Source organism: Myxococcus sp. SDU36 (assembly GCF_030168875.1).
Classification (GTDB): Bacteria; Myxococcota; Myxococcia; order Myxococcales; family Myxococcaceae; genus Myxococcus; species Myxococcus vastator.
On the sequence record NZ_CP077414.1, the window covers coordinates 1,691,936 to 1,711,455 of the forward strand.

Sequence of the window (19,520 nt, forward strand, 5' to 3'; positions counted from 1 at the left end):
GCGCGCTAGCGGAACTGGCCAGAGCCCTCGGCGCTGCGGTTGTCGAGGACTCTGTCCAGCGTGTCTTCCAGTTGCTGGCCGTCCGCCGCGGTGACGCGCACGGAGAAGGGGCCGTCGCCCATGCCGCTCGAGTTGACGAAGTAGTTGTAGCTCTCGCGCGGGACGTCCTGCCAGCCGCCGGTGCCGCGCCGCCACTCCAGCTTCTGGATGGGCAGGCGGTGGTTGCGGACCTGGATGGCGGTCCACCAGGGATTGCTGCCGTCCTTGAAGTGGTACTCGAGGTTCCCCGCCACGTCGCAGGACACCGGCGTCCAGGTGATGTTGACCCGGCCCTGCTGCATCTCCGCGATGCGGGCGAAGGCCTCCCGGCTCAGGTCCAGGTGGCCGGATTCACACTCCGGGCACCGGTCCACGATGCGCACGCGGACCGAGCCCTTGGGCCCGGTGATGTCCACGCACTGGCCACAGGCCGCGCTGTTGGCGTACTGGGGCGTGTTCATGGCGGCCACCATCAAGTCACCCGTCGGCTCGTAGCTGCAGTTGCCGGAGCCGTTGGCGTCGTAGAAGGTGGCGATTCCCTGTTGCTCCTCGCCCAGCGGCGCGCCGCCGCCAGACGGGTCGTCACTGCAACCGCCACAGGCGAGGAACGCCGTGGCGACAGGGAGGAGGAAGCGTCGGGACTGCGAGCGGAAAGGGTGCATGGCCGCTCAGCATACCCCGGCAAACGGCAACGGGGTGGAAGGGTCCCAGGCACCCTCCACCCCGACGTGCATGCGGGCTTGTGCCCCGGTGTCAGCGGCCCTGGACGGAGGCGCCCTTGAGGGCGCGGGCCTGCGTCACCAGCCGCACGAACTCCTTGCGGTCGGCGTCACCCTCGGTGGCGCCCGCGGCCAGCTTCTCGGCGGTGGCCAGGCTCCAGCCCTCCGCGGAGGGGCTGTCGCGGAGGACGTCCGCGGTGGCGGCCACGGCGACGGCGAAGCGGAAGTCCGGCGATGCCTGCGCCAGCGTCTCACGCAGCTTCGTGCGCTCGAAGGGGAACTCGCGCTCGGAGGCCTCGGTGCCATTGGGCGCCTTGGCGCGGACGCGGACGGTGGCCAGCGCTTGGGTGGCCTCACCGGTCAGCTCCACCTCGTACACGGCGGTGACGTTGTGGCCGGCGCCAATCTCGCCCGCGTCCACCTTGTCGTTGCGGAAGTCGTGGTCGGCGACGTCGCGGTTCTCATAGCCCACCAGCCGGTAGCGGCGGACGGCGGCGGGGTTGAACTCCACCTGGAATTTCACGTCCTTGGCGATGACCTCCAGCGTGCCGGTGAGCTGCGTCTCGAACACCTTCTTCGCCTCGCGCAGGCTGTCCACGTAGTAGCAGTTGCCATTTCCCTTGTCCGCGAGCTTCTCCATCAGGTCGTCGCGGTAGTTGCCCATGCCGAGGCCCACCGTGGTGAGGGTGACGCCCTCCGCCGTGTACTTGTGGATGCTGTCCAGCATGGCGTTGGCGCTGACGTTCCGGCCGATGTTGGCGTCACCGTCGGTGAGGACGATGACGCGGGACACCACGCTGCCGGAGGCCTTCTTCACCGCGTGGCGGTAGGCCATCTCCATGCCGGAGCCCATCGCCGTGCCGCCACCGGCCGTGAGCGAGTCGAGCGCGGCGTGGATGCGCTTCACGTCGGTGGCGGGCGTCGGCGGCAGCACGTCCCGGGTGTTGCCCGCGTAGGTGACGATGGCGACGGTGTCGTTCTCATTGAGGTTCTTCACGGCGACCTTGATGGCCTGCACGGCGAGGGGCAGCTTGTCCTCCGAGTGCATGGAGCCGCTGGTGTCCACGAGGAACACGAGGTGCGCGGGCTTGCGCTGCGAGCGCGAGACGACCTTGCCCTGCACGCCCACGCGCAGGAAGTGGCGCTGGGCATTGAAGGGGGAGGGCGCGCCCTCCAGGTGCACCGCGAAGGCGCCCGTCTCCGGGGGCGCGTAGCGGAACTTGAAGTAGTTGACGAACTCCTCCACGCGGACGGCGGACGCGGGCGGGAGCTGGCCGTTGACGAGGTAGCGGCGCGACACCGTGTACGACGCGGTGTCCACGTCCGCGGCGAACGTGGAGAGCGGGTCCTTGGCCGTCTCGATGAAGGCGTTGGCCTTCCAGGCCTCGAAGGTGTTGCCGCCCGCGGGGGCGGCGTCGTCCCGGGGCTGGCCTTTGATGGGCGCGCCCGCCAAGGCGTCGGCTTCCGACTTCATGGGGCGCGCTTCGCGTCGCTTGGCGGCCTCCGGCGCCGGTGAGCGCGGCATGGGCCTGGCGACCGCGGGCGGCGGCGGGGCACCCGCGGGGGTCGCCGTGCCCACGGCGGGCTCGGCCATGTCCCGGTCACTGGTGGACTCCTCGTACTCCTGGACGCGCGCGGCGCTGGCCTGCGGGGCCGCGGGAGCGGGCCGCTCGACGGTGGCGCGCTCGTCGGCGGCGGGGCTGCGGCTGTGGCATGCGGGCAGGGTGCCGGCGACGAGCAGGGCACTTCCCCAGACAGTCAGTTGGCGCTTCAGCGAGAAGGGGGACATCGAGGCTCCAAGGTCGGTGAGTAGGTCGCCTCCCGAAAACGCATGGCCCGAGAAAATGGGTCTACAGCCGGATGAATTTTCCGGCGAACACCCGCGCCGGGTGTCCTTGTCTGGAGCACCCCCGTCTGACAGGGTGCCGCGCCATGCAGACCGCCAGGCCATTTCGAATTCTGGGTGTCCAGCAGATCGCCATTGGAGGCGCGGACAAGGCGCCGCTCCGCAAGCTCTGGGTCGACCTGCTGGGCTTGACGCCTCACGGCACCTACCGCAGCGAGCGCGAGAACGTGGACGAGGACATCGTCACCGCGGGCGCGGGCCCCTTCAAGGTGGAGGTGGACCTGATGCAGCCCGTGGACCCGGAGAAGAAGCCCCGCGTCCAGGAGACGCCGCTCAACCACGTGGGCCTCTGGGTGGACGACCTGCCTGGGGCCGTGCGGTGGCTGGAGTCCCAGGGCCTGCGCTTCGCCCCCGGCGGCATCCGCAAGGGCGCCGCGGGCTTCGACATCTGCTTCATCCACCCCAAGGGCAGCGAGCAGTTCCCCTTCGGCGGAGAGGGCGTGCTCATCGAGCTGGTGCAGGCGCCGAAGGAGGTCATCGCCGCCTTCGAGTCGCTCTCCGCCGCGGGCCCCTGAGTCAGCGTCCGGCGGAGGCGTGTGGGCCCTGCCGGAACAGCCGCCCCGACAGGGTCCGGAGCGCGGGCCGCAGCACGCGCTCCAGCCGGTCCGTGGCGACGCACAGGACGAAGGTGAGGCCGATGATGACGGCTGTCAGCACCCAGTACTGGCCCCAGCCGCTGCGGTCTCCCCAGAAGCGCTGGAAGGAGAAGACGCCGCCCACCTGGTAGAAGAGCAGCATCTCGTGGAAGAAGTACGCGGACAGCGACGACGTGCCGAACACCTCCACGAAGCGCCGCAGCCTGGACGGCGCCGCGTCCGGGGGGATTCGAGCCTCCAGCCACGTCAACACGAGCAGCACCGTGCTCACCCAGCCGAAGCGCGCCGCCGCGTTGGACGGATTGGCGACGAAGAAGCGGTGGGGCGGGTAGAGGTCGTAGAGGAAGTCACCGAGCACCGCGCCGGTGAAGCCCAGGCCCATCAGCACCAGCAGCGCCTTGATGAGCCCGGCGCGGCCCCAGGCGCCCGCCACCGTTCCCGCGAAGACGCCCAGCCACGCGTAGCCCAGCCAGGGCAGCAGCGGGAAGGGCGCGAAGGAGGACTTCTCCGTCAGCGTGGCCCAGGGGCCATCCACCTGTTCGCCCAGGGGCGACACGGCGAAGGTGGCCATGGCCAGCACGAAGGCGCCGGTGCTCAGCACCTTGGGGCGCGCGGAGAGCAGCGCGGCCACCGGCAGGACGGTGAGCAGGCACAGGCCCACGCACTGGAGGATGTCCATGCGGAAGAGCCACTGCGGCTCGCGCAGCAGGGGGAACCACGCCCAGTTGACCAGGGTGGCCACCGCGAGCACCTCGCCAGCGCGGCGGAGGTTGCGGTGGACGCGCTCGCGGAGCACGCCGCTGGCGGCGCTGCGGACCATCATCAGCGCGGTGGCGAAGCCGGCGGAGAAGATGAACGCGGGGGCCACCAGCCCGTCGACGCGCAGCAGCCGCGCGACCCATTCGCTCTGCCGCAGCTCGGGCATGAGCAGGGCCAGGGTGTGCGTCTGGACCATGAAGAGCACCGCGATGCCCCGGAGCCAGTCGATGGCTCGGATGCGATCACGGGAGACGAGGGCAGGGGAGGCGGGCGTGGACGTCACGGACCGCCTACCCTAAAGCATCAGCGGACCCAGCTCACGTTACTGATGGTGAATTTGGAGCCGTCCTGCTTCTCCGCGTTCGTCATCGGCGAGTACACCCGCGTGGAGAACGTGTTGGCCGCGGTGTCCACCTCCACCAGCCGCGTCAGGTTCGAGGTGTTCTCGTGATACGCCGTCAGGATTTGATGGATGACGTTGCCGTGGACCCCCGTGCTGGCCAGGTACGCGGCGTTGCCCGTGTGCCCTGAGAAGACGAACCGCACGTTGGCGTACTGCTTGATGAGCTGGTCGAACACGTACTGCGGGCTGTTGTTGCCATAGCCGCCGTTGCGCTGCTCGATGGCGCCGCCGCCGTTCAGGTGGGAGTGGGTGTTGACGATGACGTTGTGACGCGGATGTTGCGCCAGCACCGTCTTCGCCCAGTCGACGGCGCCGGTGCGCGCCCACAGCTCCAGGTTGAGCACCAGCCAGTCCAGGCCGCCCGCGGAGAACGTGTGGTAGGAGTTGTCGATCTTCCCCGGCTCATAGACGCCCTGCAGCGCGGTGAAGCGCGTGAGCGGGAAATGCGCGTTGAAGGTGGAGGTGTCGCGCAGGTTGGCGTTGACGTTGCCGGGGCAGGCGCTTCCGCCGGGGCACACGGCCGCCGTGTCATGGTTGCCAATGGCGTAGACGTAGGGGAGGCCGACGGCGTCCAGGAGCTCGGTGGCCTCGCTGGCGCGCACGTACTGGACGTGGTCCGGCGTGTCCCAGTTCACGACGTCGCCCGTGTGCAGCACGAAGCGCAGGTCGAGCGAGGCCCGGTTGGTCACCAGCCACTGGTACCGGTGGACGAGCCGCGTGGGGGGGGTGGTGAGGACCTCGTTCTGTGTGTCGGGGATGACGGCGAAGGTGAACTTCGTGTCGACCGGCGGCGCGGACTCGGGTGCGGCGTAGAACTTGATGCCCTGGTTGACCCAGCCGGCGGAGGCGAGCGCGTCGCGCTGGGCCTCGGTGATGGCGAAGCGGTGCTTGCGCAGCGTGGTGTTGGAGAAGCGGTACACGGGGACGAGGCACGCCGCGGCCGTCTTCGACGCGTAGAAGCCGACGTTCTCGTTCGTCGTGTAGCCCCCGTTCTGCATGAGGTCGTTCCGCTCGGCCTCATCGATGGTCCAGAAGTGCTCCTGCCGGCTGGGGCTGTAGATGCGGTAGACGGGGGACAGCCCCGTCCCCGTGGAGGCCGCGGCGAGGAACGCCACGCCCCGGTCTTCCGTGTAGCCCCAGGTGGTGGCGGCGTTGGCGGCCTCGTTCGCGTTGAGCGTGTAGAGGCTGTCTCCGGTGGACGGCTTGATGCGGTGATGGACGGCCCGGCTCAGTGAGGCGCAGTTCAGCGCGGACTCGGCGCTGGCGACCTCGGGCTGCGACTCCACCGGGCCGCCGCACGCCGCCAGCAGGCCCAGCAGTGCCACGGGGACCGCGGTTCTCAGGTGTCTCAAAGGTGTCTCCTCGCAAGGGGGGTGTTGCGGACTGAAATGGCCGCAAAACTAGTATTACGAGGAAATCAATAGCACCTGGGCTGCGGTCCTGGAAGACCCACCTTGGACAGTGTCTACCTGTAACCCGTGGCGTCGGCGGGCCTGCCCGCGTCCTGGACCTCGACGACGTAGCGCCAGGCATCGGGCTGGCTGCCATCCAGGTCCGTGAAGCCGTAGACGCGCGCGAGCTGGCCGCTGGACAGGGATTGGCCGTTCCACCGGGCCTTGTCCGCGTCAGCGGCCAGCGCGGCCACGGCGCGGCCGACATAGGCCGGCGTCTCCGAGATGACGAAGTGGGGCTCCTTCACCGTGGCGTCGCGCCAGTTCTGCTCGGTGACGCCGAAGTGCTCCAGCATGCCTTCGGAGCGCATCCAGCCCGGCGTCAGCGCGACGGCGGTGGCGCCATGGGGCTTCAGCTCCCGCGCCTGGCTCCAGGCCAACCGGAGGACTGAGGCCTTCGCGAGGTCATAGAAGGTGGAGATGCGGTAGTTCGTCGCGTTGTAGTCGGCGGTGCCGTCGGTGACCTCGACGACGAGCCCTCCCGGGCGGCGGATGAGCAGCGGCAGGGCGAAGTGGCTGGTGATGAGGTGCGTCTCCACGCCCAGCCGGAGCAGCCGCAGCCCCTTGTCGAGCGAGTGCTCCCACACGCTCTTGTTCCACTCGAAGATGTGCTCGCCGCCCCAGATGTCGTTCACGAGTACGTCGAGCCGGCCCTGCTCCCGGTCGATGCGCTCCACCAAGGACTGGACCTGTTCGGGCACCAGGTGGTCCGTCTGCACGGCGATGCCCAGCCCGCCCGCCGCCGTCACCTGCTCGGCGGTGTCCTCGATGGTCTCCGGCCGGTTCTGCTCCGAGCGCTGCGCTCGAGTCGTCCGGCCCGTGACGTAGACGGTGGCGCCCACCGCGCCGAGCCGTACCGCGATGCCCCGGCCCGCCCCGCGCGTGCCGCCCGCGACCAGCGCCACGCGTCCCTTCAGCGAATCCTTCATGTCCCGCATGCCTGCTTCCTCCTGGAATGTGCGCACCACGGGGAGAGCCTACGGAGGATTGTTGACACCTCTTGTCATGATTGGGCGAGTTGGCGCGGTTCGCGCAAGAACGCACCGCAACCTTTTCACGGCTCATCTGTTCAACGTCTCGCGAGGAGGTTGCGTGATTCGACGACTCATCCTGGGCGCCGTCCTCTGTCTGCCGTGGGCCGCGCTCGCCAAACCGCCAGCGGGAGGCGTGGTCTGTGCCACGTATCCCTCGGCGCCGGCCTGTACCGGACAGCAGCCGGCCTGCACGCTCTGCCATACGGCCCCGCCGCAGCGGAACGTCTTCGGCGCCGCGCTGGAGCCCCACCTGGCGCCCGGTGCGCCCAGGCCGCTCTCGGATGGCGGCTTCTCCCTGGCCCTGCCCGCCGCGCTGCGCGCCGTCGAGCCAGAGGACGCGGATGGCGACGGCGTGACGAACGTGGAGGAGCTGCTGCGCGGCACGCTGCCCGCGGACCCGGCCAGTGTGCCCGCCTCGGAGCCCGGGGACTGCGTGGCGGGGCAGAACCCCGGCTACGACATCTGCCGCTACGACTTGCGCTTCGCCTACCGGCGCGTGCTGCTCGACTTCTGCGGACGGTCGCCGACCTACGCGGAGCTCCAGGCCTTCGCCGCGCGCGGGGATGACAGCAAGCGCGAGTTCATCGACGCGGAGTTGGAGCGTTGCACGGGCAGCGAGTTCTGGCGAGGCAAGGACGGGCAGCTCTGGAAGCTGGCCCACCCGAAGATTCGTCCGGTGGGCTCCATCAAGTCGGGCGAGGACGCGGGCCCGATTCCGCTCGCGGACTACTACGACGACTACGCGCTCTACGCTTACGCCCAGCTCGACCACCACGACGCGCGCGAGGTGATGACGGCGACGTACTTCGTGAGCCGTCAGACGGAGCCCACGCGCTACACCGCGACGCCGTCGTTGCCCTCTCAGTTCGTGGAGGAGGGCCGCCGCGCCGGCAACCTCACGTCGGCGTGGAGCCTCACGTCCTTCGTGATGTTCACCGCGCTGCCTCGGAACGCCGCGTCGCAGAGCTACCGCGCCTACCTGGGGCTCGACATCGCGCTCCAGGAGGGGCTCTACAGCATCCCCGGTGAGCCTCGGGACTACGACGCCAAGGGCGTCCAGGCGCCGGCCTGCGCCGCCTGCCATGCGACCTTGGACCCGCTGAGCTATCCCTTCCGCAACTACAACGGCATCGCCGGCGCCGCCTCGGCGCGCTACGTGCCCGGCCGAATCGAGCGGTACTTCAGCACCGAGGCGCCCGACATCACCCAGATACCGGAGTCCGGCTTCCTGCTGGGCCAGCCCGTGAGAGACCTGGTCGAGTGGGCCCAGGTCGGCGCCAACAGCGACGCCTTCGCCAGCGCCGCCGTCACCGACTACTGGAAGCTGCTAGTGGGTCACCCGCCGACGGCCGAGGAGCAGGCCGAGTTCGTCACCCTGTGGCGGCGCTTCAAGGACACGCATCAGTACAGCGTGCAGCGCATGCTTCATGACCTGATTCGCACGGAGGCCTACGGTGCGCCCTGAAACGCTGGTGGTCATGGCGGTGCTCGCGTTCGCTGGCTGCACGCGGCAGCCGATTGCCACGGTGCTGGACGTGGATGCCGGAGTCCCTCCTGAGGGGAACGAATCGGACGCGGGCACGCCCGTGGCTGTCGCCAGGTCGACCCGGAACAACCTTCGCTTCAAGGGGCCCGAACGGCTGACGACGGACTTCGCGGCGGCGCTCGACCTGCCTCCGGCGGGGCTGTGCAACGAGCTGGGGCAGTACCCGTGCGCGACGTTCGTCCACACCGTCACGCTGGGCGGCGTGGAGCCGTACCAGAGCGGCTTCTATGAGCCACTGCCCGTCACGGGGGTGACGACGCCCATCGCCGTGGAGCGAATGGCCCTGGCGGGCTGCACCCAGCGCGTCGCGCTCGATGTGAGCGCGCCGACGGCGGCCGTCCTCTTCAAGGGCGTCGGTCTGGATGCCCAGGGCCGGCTGGAGGACCGGGCCGGGCCGCCGGTCCGAGCCGCCATCCACGCGCTCTACCAACGCGGCCTCCAGCGTGACGCCGAGGCGGAGGAGGTGGACGCCTGGATTCAGCTCGCCGCGGACATCGAAGCGGCGGGCGGCACGCGCCCCGGCCGCGACTGGATGACCGCGGTCTGCTTCGCCGTCCTCTCCTCCGCTGAGTCCGTCTTCTTCTGAAGGAGCCTCCCATGTCACTTCGCAAAGATGGCCGGCTCTCGCGCCGGGAGTTGGTGAGGGCGCTGTCGCTGTGCGCCGCGGGCTCGACGGTGTTGGGGCCGCTGCTGACAGGGTGCCGCGAGGCGCTCGATACGCCCGATTCGCTGGGGCAGCGTGGCGGAGCCCGTCAGGCGCGGCTCGACGGAAAGCCCCGATTCCTCATCGTCGTGGGGGCGGCGGGCGGCGCCTCCATCATCGACAGCTTCCTGGCGGTCCGGGCGTCGGAGGCGGGGCCGGATGCGGCCCGGCTCAACACGTTCGCGGACGGTCAGGTGCAGGGCGTGCTGGACTCGCCTTTCAGGGCGGTTCAGGTGAGCAGTCCGCGGCTTGGAAACATCCCCGTGCCGGTGAGGACGGACCAGCTGCCCTTCGTGACGAAGCACAAGGCGTCGATGCTGGTGGCGACGTCGGTGGGGACCTCGGTCAACCACGTCATCGCGCAGAAGCGGAGCCTGACGGGGAACTCGGCGTGGCGGGGAAGGACGCTGCAGGAGTGCGTGGCCTTGCAGTACGGCGCGGGGTTTCCCATCCCCAACGTGAACATGGGCATGGGCGGGTACGCCGAGCGGGGGACGGACGCCTCCCTGCCCGCGCACTGCTACGGCGAGGTGGTGACGAACCCGTCGCTGTGGCCCCTGGGGCTCGACGGGCGCAAGGGGCTCAAGGACGTGCCGCCGGAGGACGTGGTGGCCCTGGCGCGCCAGACGCGGAACACGCTCGATGCGCGGTCCGTCTTCGGTCAGACGTTCGAGAACGCGCCCGCGCTCCGGCGGTGGAATGAACAGCGCGGCGTCGGGCAGCCCGCGCTGGAGCTGAAGGACCTCATCAACCGCCTCAACGTGCTGCCGGACGCGCCGCCGCGGATTCCCCTGTCCGAGTACGGACTGTCCAGCTCCCCGGACGGAGCGCGCCTTCGCGCGGCCTTCCCGGACTACTTCACGGATCCGGTGGAAGGGCAGGCGGCGCTGGCCTTCCTGCTGCTCAAGCACCGGGTGTCAGTGACGGTGACGCTGGGGCCTTCGTTCAACGTCGCGGTGGGCGGGGAGACGGGTATCGCCAACCCGCCGCTGGCCTTCGACTTCAGCCACAACGACCACCGAACCGGGCAGGCCTTCATGTGGGCGCGCGTCCTGCGCGTGGTGGACCGGCTCATCGACCTGCTCAAGGCGGAGCCGTTCGACGCGGAGTCCGGTGAGAGCCTCTGGGACCGCACGCTCATCTATGTCGCCACGGAGTTCGGCCGCACCCGGCCCCGTGCGTTGAATGCCACGGAGTTCGGCACCGGGCATGACCTCAACAATGGCTTCCTGATGCTCTCACCCATGCTCCGGGGCAACACCGTGCTGGGCGGAATCGATCCGCACACGACGTTGACCTACGGCTTCGATCCGCGCACGGGAGCGCCCGCGCAGGGGAAGCGGGAGTCGAACGAGGCGGACATCTTCTCCGGCATCCTGACGGCCATGGGCGTCGATACCTCCGGCAGTGGGCTGCCCGATGCGAGCGGCTTCCTGCCCACGTGACGGCACGTGCGGCTCAGGGCGCGGGGCACGTCAGCCCCGGCTCCGGCGCACCGCGGTCCTGGAGCTGCATCAGGCAGCGAAGGGCGTCGGGGTCCGCGGAGTCAGCCAGGTACGTCCGACGCCACAGCATCGCGGCCACGCGCCGGGGAAGCTGGGGCGCCGGCGCCACCAGGGCCCGGCGGACGCCGTTGCCACCGCGAGGCGCCGCCGCCGCCGCGGCCTGAAGCTTCGCCACTTCGTCCGGACACCCGTCCGGACAGTTGTAGAGGAACACCGCGTGCCCGTGCTCCAGGTTGTGGACATAGAGGCAGGGGGCCACGGGCTCGGAGGAGAGCCCGCACGGAGCCACGTTGCCGCAGTGGAGGCCGGAGTTGGGCGGGTTCTCCCCGTTGCCGCACCCGTCGCTCGAACAGGTGTCGAGGTGGTGTGAGGGGCTCGGCTCCGACAGCGGAAAGCTGAAGCGCTCACACGCGTCGCCATCGTCGGAAGGGGTGTCGCCGCAGCCGGTGAGCGCGAGGACCGTGAGGAGGGGGAGGAGAGGACGGGGCATCACGGCCGCGTCATACCGCATCAGCCGGGGAATGCGCCCCGTCGCTCCACGTCGATGTCGCGCAGGCCCTTGAAGCCCAGGCGGGCGGCGAAGCGGAGGAACTCCTCCCGGGACAGGCTGCCCCCTCGCGTGTTCGGCGGAAGCGCGTCCAGGTCCATCGGCACGTGGCTGCGCACGGCGAAGTCCACGCGGCCCGGCAGGTAGCCCGCATTGGCGGCGATGATGAGGTGCTCGGGGAGCCGCTGGGCCCAGCGCACCGCGACCTGCGGATGGACCTGGGCCTCCGAGCTGAACAGCAGCAAGGCCACGGGACTGGCGATGCGCGGCGGCGTCTTCGAGCACCGCAGCACCTCGCGCTGCACTTCCAGCCGGCAGTCATGCAGCGTGTCGACGCCGGGGACATTTCCCCGGGTGATGTCCGTGGCGCTCCCCGCACGGAGGAGGACCTCCAGCGCTTGCGGCGCGGCGAACCGCGAGGACCGCCGGGCCGCGTTCAGCAGGGCCACGGACTCCGTCACGGCGGTGCGTCCGGCGCGACGGAGCGCGTCCTTGAGGAACGGGATGGGGGCATCCACGCCCTGCGCCGCCACGGTCCCCAGGACAGCCAGCCACTCCAGCGGGCCCGGCACGACCTGGGGCGACACGAGCGCATAGGTGAGCAGGCTGCAGTTGACCGCGGGCTCCAGGTCCCTCGCGGAGAGCACCATGGAGCCAGGCGCAGTGGCCGCCTCTGCCCGCGGCGCCACGACGAGCGTGGGAGCAGCCGAAGGGACTCTCGAGTCGTCCCACGGGGCCAGCATCTCGAGCACCACCAACGCATCGGGCGGCGCCGCACGCAGGCGCTCCTGAAACACCGGCGAGAACGCATGCTCGCCCTTGCCCGGTACCCGCGCCGTCACGCGCGCGCCCACTGCCTGGAGCGCGCGGATTGCCAGCACCGCCGCGGCGAGCCCATCCACACCGGGGTGGGGCGCCACCACCACGCGGTGTCCCTTCAGCTCCGTCAGGAAGTGGCGGGCGTGCGCCAGCGCTTCTTCGGACGCGGGCCAACGCGGGTCCTTCATGTGGCCGAGCAACATGGACGAAGGTGTAACGCCTCCGGGTGACACGGACGGCAGGGGTGCACCGCCCGCAAGGTCTCCGGCCGGGCGGAGGCGGGGCGAGCGAGGCAGCCGTGAGCGCGGGTCCATCTCCTGCGTGTCGCGCCGCGTCGGTGGAGTGCGAGCTTCGCGACAGTGCGGTGCCTCCAGGGGCAGGGGAGCGCCCAGTTTCGGGGTGTCATCAGACGCGGGTTCTTCTACGGTCCGCGGCCATGAACCGGAAACGTCCCCTGAATTCCCTCCTGCGTGCGGCCGCGGCCATGGCGCTGCCCGCCTTCCTGGGGTGTGCCCAGGATTCACAAGTGACGCGCGAGGCGCCCACGCCCGCCGAGTCTCCCGCCGCCGCGTCGCAGCCCACGCCGGAAGAGGCGAAGGCCTTCGCGGAGAAGGTGAACGCGGACCTCAAGCGCCTGTGGACGAAGCAGGCCACCGCGGAGTGGATCAAGTCCACGCACATCACCGACGACACCGAGCAGAACGCCGCCTTCGTCAACGAAGAGGTGCTGGCCTACGTCAACGGCGCCATCAAGGAGGCGCGGCGCTTCGTCGGCCTGACGCTGGACGCGGACACCGCGCGCATGCTGCACCTGCTCAAGGTGTCCCAGGCGCTGCCGGCGCCGTCGGATGCGGAGAAGCGGTCGGAGCTGGCCGCCACGGCGGCGAAGCTGGAGGGCCTCTACGGCAAGGGCAAGTACTGCGGGCCGGACGGGAAGGGGAAGTGCCGCGACCTGGAGGTGCTGTCCGACGTCATCGCGGAGAGCCGCGACTACGACGAGCTGCTGGACGCATGGCAGGGCTGGCACTCCGTGGCCCGGCCCATGCGGCCGCTGTACGAGCGCCTGGTGTCCATCTCCAACGAGGGCGCGAAGGACATCGGCTTCAACGACCTGGGCACGCTGTGGCGCTCCGCGTACGACATGTCGCCGGCCGAGTTCGAGGTCGAGGCCCAGCGCCTGTGGGGCCAGGTGAAGCCGCTCTACGACGACCTGCACTGCTACGTGCGCGGCCGGCTGGCGAAGCAATACGGCGCCGACAAGGTGCCCGACGGCAAGCCGATTCCCGCGCACCTGCTGGGCAACATGTGGGCGCAGGAGTGGAACAACATCTACCCGCTGGTGGAGCCCTTCCCCGGACAGGCCAGCCTGGACGTGGACGCGGCGCTGAAGCAGCAGAAGTATGACGCGATGCGCATGGTGAAGCTGGGTGAGACGTTCTTCACCTCGCTGGGCCTCAAGCCGCTGCCGAAGAGCTTCTTCGAGCGCTCGCAGTTCACCAAGCCGGAGGGCCGCGACGTCGTCTGCCATGCCAGCGCCTGGGACGTGAACTACAGCAACGACCTGCGCATCAAGATGTGCATCAAGCCCACGGAGGAGGACCTCGTCACCATCCACCACGAGCTGGGCCACAACTACTACTACACGTACTACTACCAGCTCCCGGTCCTCTATCAGGCTGGCGCGAACGACGGCTTCCACGAGGCCATTGGTGACGCGCTCACGCTCTCCATCACCCCGGGCTACCTGCGGCAGGTGGGGCTGCTGCAAGCCGTTCCGAAGAACGAGAAGAACCTCATCAACCTGCAGATGAAGGACGCGCTGGAGAAGATTGCCTTCCTGCCGTTCGGTCTGCTCGTGGACCAGTGGCGCTGGGAGGTCTTCTCCGGCCGCGTGCAGCCGGCGGACTACAACAAGTCCTGGTGGACGCTGCGGGAGAAGTACCAGGGCGTCGCCGCGCCGGTGGCCCGTTCGGAGCAGGACTTCGACCCGGGGGCCAAGTACCATGTGCCCGCAAACGTTCCATATACACGGTACTTCCTGGCGCGCATCCTCCAGTTCCAGTTCCACAAGGCGCTCTGCGAGGCGTCTGGCTACAAGGGCGCCCTCCACGAGTGCTCCATCTATGGGAACAAGGAGGCCGGCAAGCGGCTCCAGGCCATGTTGGAGCTGGGCGCGAGCAAGCCGTGGCCCGACGCCCTCCAGGCCATGACGGGGACCCGGCAGATGGATGCCGGTCCGCTGCTCGACTACTTCAGCCCGCTGCGCACCTGGCTCCAGGCGCAGAACCAGGGCCAGAAGTGCGGTTGGTGACGGACGGGAGTAGACGCGCCGGGCGACCCCGCTTAAATTGATGCCGTCTAGGCGAGTTCGCTCGTAGGACCGGACGGCGGATATTCGCGTCCGTGACGAAAGAAGAAGAGCGCAAATGGCTACTGGTTCCGTGAAGTGGTTCAACGATGCGAAGGGTTTCGGTTTCCTCACTCAGGACGGTGGTGGTGAGGACGTGTTCTGCCACCACACCGCCATCAACATGGATGGCTTCCGTACCCTTCAGGAGGGCCAGAAGGTGGAGTTCGAAGTGACCCGCGGCCCCAAGGGCCTGCAGGCCCAGAACGTCCGGTCGGCCTGAGCCGAGCGTCGTTCGAACTGCTTCTGATGCAGCATGAGGGTCCGGCCCCACGGGGTCGGGCCCTTCGTGCTTTTGGAGAGCGCTCCGTGCCTATGCCGACGAAGTTCCGCCGCTCACGCGCCTGGCTGCTGCCCGTCCTCGCCGCGCTGGGGTGCTCCACCACGCCCGCCGTGCCGCCGAGCACGGACGCGGACGCCCTCCCCGCCGCCGCGTCCGAGGCACCGCCCGCTGTGAATGTCCCGGAGAAGGAGTCCGCCGCCATGCTGTCCACGTTCGACGTCGCGGCCCTGAAGGCGGAGCTCGTGGCGCGGCACGGTGAGGCGCAGCGGGCCCGCATCGAGCGGGGCGTGGAGCAGGTGGCGACGATGTGGCGGCCGGAGGACGGAGACCTCGCGGCCTTCGCGCGTGAACAGTTCCTGTCGGACCCGAAGGCGCTCGACGCGACCTTCCAGCGGCTGGAGCGGCTGTTCGAGCAGCTCGACGGGCACCTGTACGAAATCGGGCGCGAGCTCCAGTGGTACACCGACCTGGACCTGGGGCCGCTGCTGCCGGTGGAGCCCCTGGTGGCGGCTTACAATCCGGCGGCCCACGTCACCATGGACTTGTTCCGCGCGCGCGTGGGGTTCGTGGTGTTGCTCAACTTCCCGCTCACCACGCTGGCGGAGCGCGTGGAGCAGGGGCCGTCATGGACGCGGCGTCAGTGGGCCGAGACTCGGCTGGCCGGGCGCTTCAACCAGCGCGTCCCCGCGGAGGTTGAACAGGCGTCCTCGCGCGCCAGCGCCGCGGCCAACCTGTACATCGCCGAATACAACCTCTGGATGCATCACCTGGTGGATGGGCAGGGGCGGCGGCCCTTCCCCAAGGGGCTGCGGCTCATCAGCCACTGGAACCTGCGTGACGAGCTGAAGGGTGACTACTCCGATGCGGCGACGGGCGCGCTGAAGCAGCGGATGATCGTCCAGGTGATGGAGCGCATTGTCACCCAGACGATTCCCGCGGCCGTCATCGACAACCCGCGGCTGGACTGGGACCCCTTCACCAACACCGTCACGGTGGCCCCGCCGGAGACGGTGGAGGCGGATGCGCCCGCGCGCACGACGAAGCCGGACGCGTCACCGGAGCCGGACACGCGCTACGCGCACCTGCTGGCCACGTTCCAGGCGGCGCGTCAGGCGGACCCCTATGTGCCGGTGGCGCCCACGCGAATCGCCCGGAGCTTCGAGCTGGGCCGCGAGCTGCCGGAGGCGCGCGTCCGGGCGCTGCTGACGCAGGTGCTGGAGTCCCCGCTGGTGCCGCGCGTGGCGAAGGAGATTGAAGCGCGCCTGGGCCGGAAGCTGGAGCCGCAGGACCTCTGGTATTCGGGCTTCAATCCGGGCGGCAAGCGGCCGGAGTCCGAACTGGATGCGCTGACGCGCAAGCGCTACCCCACGGCGGAGGCGTTCGCGAAGGACCTGCCGCGCATCCTCCAGGGCATGGGCTTCACGAAGGCGAAGGCCGTGTGGCTGGCGGAGCGCATCCGCGTGGACGCGTCGCGCGGAGCGGGGCACGCGCAGCCGGCGCTGCGGCGAGGCGACTTCCCCCGGCTGCGCACGCGCGTGGAGAAGGGGGGCATGGACTACAAGGGCTACAACATCGCGGTGCACGAGCTGGGGCACAACGTGGAGCAGGTGTTCAGCCTCTACGGCGTGGACCACACGCTGCTCGCGGGGGTGCCCAACAACGCCTTCACGGAGGCGCTGGCCTTCGTGTTCCAGTCGCGCGACCTGGCGCTGCTCGGGCTGGGCACGCCAGACGCGGCGAGCGAGCGGGAGCGGGTGCTTGGCGAGCTGTGGCAGACGTGGGAGCGCGCGGGCATCGCGTGGGTGGACATGGCGGTGTGGCACTGGCTGTACGCGCACCCGGAGGCCACGCCGGCACAGCTTCGCGAGGCGGTGGTGGGAATCGCCCGCGACGTGTGGAACCAGTCCTTCGCGCCGGTGCTGGGCGGGGAGGGGAGCACGCTGCTGGCCGTCTACAGCCACATGATCAGCTACCCGCTCTACCTGCCCGACTATCCGCTGGGCCACCTCATCGCGTTCCAGATTGAGGAGCACCTGAAGCGCAAGGGGCCGCTGGGCGCCGAGTTCGAACGCATGGCCACCTACGGTTCGGTGACGCCGGACCTGTGGATGGTTCATGCGACCGGGGCCCCGGTGAGCGCGGAGCCGCTGCTCCGCGCCGCCGAGGCCGCCTTGAGTCGCTGACCTACGGCTGCCGGGACGTGTCGCCGGGGATGTCGATGAGCTCGACGTCGAAGGTGAGGACGGCGTTGGGCGGGATGCGCGAGCCGGAGGGGGGCCGCTCGCCGTAGGCGGTGTTGCCGGGGCAGGTGAGCTTCGCCTTGCCGCCCACCTTCATCTTCGCCACGCCCTGCGTCCAGCAGGGGATGACGCCGTTGAGCGGGAACTCGACGGGGATTCCGCGTCGGGCGGAGGTGTCGAAGATGGTGCCGTCCACCAGCCGGCCCTCGTAGTGGACCTTGACGGTGTCGACGGCGCGCGGGCTGCGGCCGGTTCCCGCCTGGACCTGCTTGTAGACGACGCCGGAGGGGAGCACCTCCGCGCCGGGCTCCTTCGCGGCGCGCTCCAGCGCGGCCTTGCCCGCGAGCGCCTGCCGGCTCTTGGCGAAGGCTTGAATCCGCTGCGCCTGGTCCTTCGGGTCGATGTCGGACGTCTTGCCCCCGAGTCCGTCGGCCAGGCCCTGCTGCAGCACCTTCAGCTCCTCGGGCGACAGCGCGAAGAGGGACAAGTCACGGCCAATGGAGAGGCCGAGCGTGTAGAGCGTCTCCTGGTCTTCCTCGGACAGCGCGGCGGACGGAGTCGCCGGTGCGGCCTTGGCCGCGGGCTTCTTCGCCGACTTCGAGTCCTGCGCCTGAGCGCCCGTCGCGCCGAGCGCGAACACCAGGGCCGCCGTCCACATCGATCGCATGCATCCACCTTTCATGAAAACCGGCGCACTATAGAGCGTGGCCGCGCGCTCGGTAGACACAAGCCCGCGCGAAGAATTCACCGGGGAAGCACAGCGAGCACGCGAGGCCTCCGCGCGCCGTCCGTTTTCTTGCGAGTTCAGCGCGCGCCTCTACCCTGCATCCAGGTTGCTTCACCCCCGGAGCAACCTGTTGCACCACTGACGGAGGCGAAGAAGCCATGAGCGACAAGCGGAAGAACAAGCGGGCGCCCCTCGACATCTACCTGAACAAGTACATGGGTGGCGTGCCGTACATGTCGCGAGCCGCGGACATCAGCCAGGAAGGGCTGAGCCTCGCCCGGCTGCTCGAGCCTCAGCACGAGGCCAAGCGCATCGGGCTCCAGTTCCAGCTCCCGGGTTCGGAGGAGATCATCTACGCCGAGGGTGAAGTGGTGCGTGAGTGGGCGGAGCTGGGAGTCAAGCGCGAGCGCTCCGGTGTGCGCTTCACGCTGCTCACCGACCGCCACCGCAAGATGATCGACGCCTACGTCGACCGTCACGGCAACGAGAACTGACGCCTACCCGCCGTGCCGCGGTGGCCTGCCTTGACTTCCCCGGAAGCAGGCCCGTTGAATGGGAAGCCATTCTGCCCTGACTCGACCCGCGAATCGGACGAGGGGCTGGAGGATTTCCCGTGAGACACTCGCTGTGGGGGATGCTGCTGGCCGTGCCACTGACGGCGTTCGGCCAGGGCAAGGAAGCGAAGGCCCCGAAGCCCGCCGTCGCCGCCGTGAAAACGGCACCGGGGGCACCGGGCGTCAATTGGGAAGGGCTGGTCCTGCGGGCCACGGGAGCGGGTGCTCCCGACCTGAAGGCCTCCAACCCCGGACAGGCCCGGCTGGGCGCCGAGCGGACCGCCAGGCAGTCCGCCGTCCAGAACCTCATGGACCAGGCCGGGCGCCTCCACGTCAGCGCGGGCCGCACCGTGGCGGACGAGCTGGCCCGCGAAGACGTCCGCGAGCGGGTGGAGGCCGCGATGGGCGGCTACAAGGTCGTCGCCCGGCGGTTCTTCTCCGACAGTGGCGTGGAGATTGACGTGGAGGTGCCGCTGTCGGCCCTCACCGCGTCGCTGTTCTCGCCGCCCGCCACGGACACCGTCATCGCCATCAACGGCGCGGGCGCGAAGAAGTACACGGGCCTGGTGGTGGATGCGCGAGGGCTCGGCGTGCAACCCGTGCTGGCGCCCCGCCTGTTGGATGACAGTGGCAAGGCGCTGTATGGCGCGGCGGCGCTGGCCACCGAGCGCCGTGCCGCGACCGCCGTGGCCGCGTGGTTCCAGAGCCTGGATGCGGCGAAGAAGGCCGCGCTGGTGGGGGACAAGCCCCTGGTGGTGAAGGCCAAGGGTTCCAAGGGTTCCGACCTGGTGCTCGCCTCGGAGGACGCGAAGGCGCTCGCCGAGGCCAACACCCGCTTCCTGGCCGAGGGCCGGGTCGTGATTGTCACGCAGTGACTTCGAGGTCCTCGGCGAGCTGATGCGGAAGCTTCTGCTGGTGTCGTTGGTGTCCACGTTCGCTGGGTGCGCGAAGCGTCAGGAGCCCGAGTCCCTGCTCAAGGCCCGCGAGCTGATGGCGGAGGCCCAGAACCCCAGCGGCAACCTGGCCCTGCTGTGTGAGCCCGTGGACGCGGAGGTGTACCTGGATGGCGTCTGGCAGGGGCTCTGCAGTGACTTCTCGGGTTCCCCCAAGGCGCTGCGAGTGGGCAGCGGCCTGCACGAGATTGAAGTGAAGAAGCAGGGGTACTGGCCCTATACGACGTACTTCGAGCCCAGCCGGGCGCGCGCGCGGCTGACCATCCAGCTCCGGGCTTCGGGGTCGAAGGGCGCCGGTTCGGAGTGAAGCCGCGCCGGTTGTAGAGCGA

18 protein-coding genes are annotated in these 19,520 nt (G+C 69.6%); 10 read left to right on the top strand and 8 right to left on the bottom strand.

Annotated elements, in window-relative coordinates; genetic code table 11:
* Positions 1–5 precede the first annotated feature (5 nt).
* Positions 6–701 carry an expansin EXLX1 family cellulose-binding protein gene (locus KGD87_RS07060; RefSeq protein ID WP_284666715.1) on the bottom strand — a complete coding sequence of 232 codons (696 nt, stop codon included), beginning with the start codon at positions 699–701 and terminating at the stop codon, positions 6–8.
* A 91-nt stretch (positions 702–792) separates the two neighbouring features.
* A complete protein-coding gene (locus tag KGD87_RS07065; protein WP_284666716.1) occupies positions 793–2,547 on the bottom strand; it encodes a vWA domain-containing protein in 1,755 nt (584 codons plus the stop codon).
* A 143-nt stretch (positions 2,548–2,690) separates the two neighbouring features.
* Between KGD87_RS07065 and KGD87_RS07070 the strand changes: the two genes are divergently transcribed.
* The gene (locus KGD87_RS07070; RefSeq protein ID WP_284666717.1) at positions 2,691–3,179 is read left to right on the top strand and encodes a VOC family protein; all 489 of its coding nucleotides are present in this window, start codon (positions 2,691–2,693) and stop codon (positions 3,177–3,179) included.
* Between the two features lies 1 nt (position 3,180).
* Here KGD87_RS07070 and KGD87_RS07075 read toward each other — a convergent pair whose 3' ends face one another.
* The 3 genes from KGD87_RS07075 to KGD87_RS07085 all read right to left on the bottom strand — a co-directional run bounded on the left by KGD87_RS07075 (position 3,181) and on the right by KGD87_RS07085 (position 6,811).
* Positions 3,181–4,302, bottom strand: coding sequence for a heparan-alpha-glucosaminide N-acetyltransferase domain-containing protein (locus tag KGD87_RS07075; protein ID WP_284666718.1), 1,122 nt, complete (start codon positions 4,300–4,302; stop codon positions 3,181–3,183).
* 20 nt (positions 4,303–4,322) lie between these two features.
* Positions 4,323–5,774 (bottom strand): metallophosphoesterase, encoded by a 1,452-nt coding sequence (locus KGD87_RS07080; protein ID WP_284666719.1) that lies wholly within the window; start codon positions 5,772–5,774, stop codon positions 4,323–4,325.
* A gap of 113 nt (positions 5,775–5,887) precedes the next feature.
* Positions 5,888–6,811 carry an SDR family oxidoreductase gene (locus KGD87_RS07085; protein WP_284666720.1) on the bottom strand — a complete coding sequence of 308 codons (924 nt, stop codon included), beginning with the start codon at positions 6,809–6,811 and terminating at the stop codon, positions 5,888–5,890.
* A 154-nt stretch (positions 6,812–6,965) separates the two neighbouring features.
* Here KGD87_RS07085 and KGD87_RS07090 point away from each other — a divergent pair, with 154 nt between their 5' ends.
* Genes KGD87_RS07090 through KGD87_RS07100 form a run of 3 tightly spaced genes read left to right on the top strand, consistent with a single transcriptional unit; the run spans position 6,966 to position 10,601 of the window.
* Positions 6,966–8,372 (top strand): hypothetical protein, encoded by a 1,407-nt coding sequence (locus KGD87_RS07090; protein WP_284666721.1) that lies wholly within the window; start codon positions 6,966–6,968, stop codon positions 8,370–8,372.
* Positions 8,362–9,039, top strand: a complete 678-nt coding sequence (locus KGD87_RS07095) for a hypothetical protein (RefSeq protein ID WP_284666722.1) — start codon at positions 8,362–8,364, stop codon at positions 9,037–9,039. The genes KGD87_RS07090 and KGD87_RS07095 overlap by 11 nt, the downstream gene beginning before the upstream one ends.
* An 11-nt stretch (positions 9,040–9,050) precedes the next feature.
* Positions 9,051–10,601 carry a DUF1501 domain-containing protein gene (locus KGD87_RS07100; RefSeq protein WP_284666723.1) on the top strand — a complete coding sequence of 517 codons (1,551 nt, stop codon included), beginning with the start codon at positions 9,051–9,053 and terminating at the stop codon, positions 10,599–10,601.
* Between the two features lie 13 nt (positions 10,602–10,614).
* Here KGD87_RS07100 and KGD87_RS07105 read toward each other — a convergent pair whose 3' ends face one another.
* Positions 10,615–11,151, bottom strand: a complete 537-nt coding sequence (locus KGD87_RS07105) for a thioredoxin-like domain-containing protein (protein ID WP_284666724.1) — start codon at positions 11,149–11,151, stop codon at positions 10,615–10,617.
* A 20-nt stretch (positions 11,152–11,171) separates the two neighbouring features.
* Entirely contained in the window at positions 11,172–12,215 is a 1,044-nt protein-coding gene (locus KGD87_RS07110; protein WP_284666725.1) for a serine/threonine-protein kinase, read from the bottom strand.
* A gap of 248 nt (positions 12,216–12,463) precedes the next feature.
* Here KGD87_RS07110 and KGD87_RS07115 point away from each other — a divergent pair, with 248 nt between their 5' ends.
* From KGD87_RS07115 to KGD87_RS07125, 3 genes are all read left to right on the top strand, one after another.
* Complete coding sequence (locus tag KGD87_RS07115; RefSeq protein WP_284666726.1) at positions 12,464–14,338, top strand: M2 family metallopeptidase; 1,875 nt, start codon at positions 12,464–12,466, stop codon at positions 14,336–14,338.
* 115 nt (positions 14,339–14,453) lie between these two features.
* Positions 14,454–14,657, top strand: a complete 204-nt coding sequence (locus tag KGD87_RS07120) for a cold-shock protein (RefSeq protein WP_163781045.1) — start codon at positions 14,454–14,456, stop codon at positions 14,655–14,657.
* Between the two features lie 92 nt (positions 14,658–14,749).
* Positions 14,750–16,900 carry a hypothetical protein gene (locus tag KGD87_RS07125; RefSeq protein WP_502888009.1) on the top strand — a complete coding sequence of 717 codons (2,151 nt, stop codon included), beginning with the start codon at positions 14,750–14,752 and terminating at the stop codon, positions 16,898–16,900.
* Position 16,901: 1 nt separating this feature from the next.
* Here the strand turns inward: KGD87_RS07125 and KGD87_RS07130 are convergent, their stop codons facing one another.
* Positions 16,902–17,624 (bottom strand): FKBP-type peptidyl-prolyl cis-trans isomerase, encoded by a 723-nt coding sequence (locus KGD87_RS07130; RefSeq protein WP_284666727.1) that lies wholly within the window; start codon positions 17,622–17,624, stop codon positions 16,902–16,904.
* 218 nt (positions 17,625–17,842) lie between these two features.
* Between KGD87_RS07130 and KGD87_RS07135 the strand changes: the two genes are divergently transcribed.
* The 3 genes from KGD87_RS07135 (at position 17,843) to KGD87_RS07145 (ending at position 19,498) form a co-directional block, all read left to right on the top strand.
* A complete protein-coding gene (locus tag KGD87_RS07135; protein WP_163781047.1) occupies positions 17,843–18,178 on the top strand; it encodes a PilZ domain-containing protein in 336 nt (111 codons plus the stop codon).
* A gap of 119 nt (positions 18,179–18,297) precedes the next feature.
* Positions 18,298–19,113 carry a TP0624 family protein gene (locus tag KGD87_RS07140; protein ID WP_284666728.1) on the top strand — a complete coding sequence of 272 codons (816 nt, stop codon included), beginning with the start codon at positions 18,298–18,300 and terminating at the stop codon, positions 19,111–19,113.
* Positions 19,114–19,135: 22 nt separating this feature from the next.
* Positions 19,136–19,498 carry a PEGA domain-containing protein gene (locus tag KGD87_RS07145; protein ID WP_284666729.1) on the top strand — a complete coding sequence of 121 codons (363 nt, stop codon included), beginning with the start codon at positions 19,136–19,138 and terminating at the stop codon, positions 19,496–19,498.
* Positions 19,499–19,520: the final 22 nt, after the last annotated feature.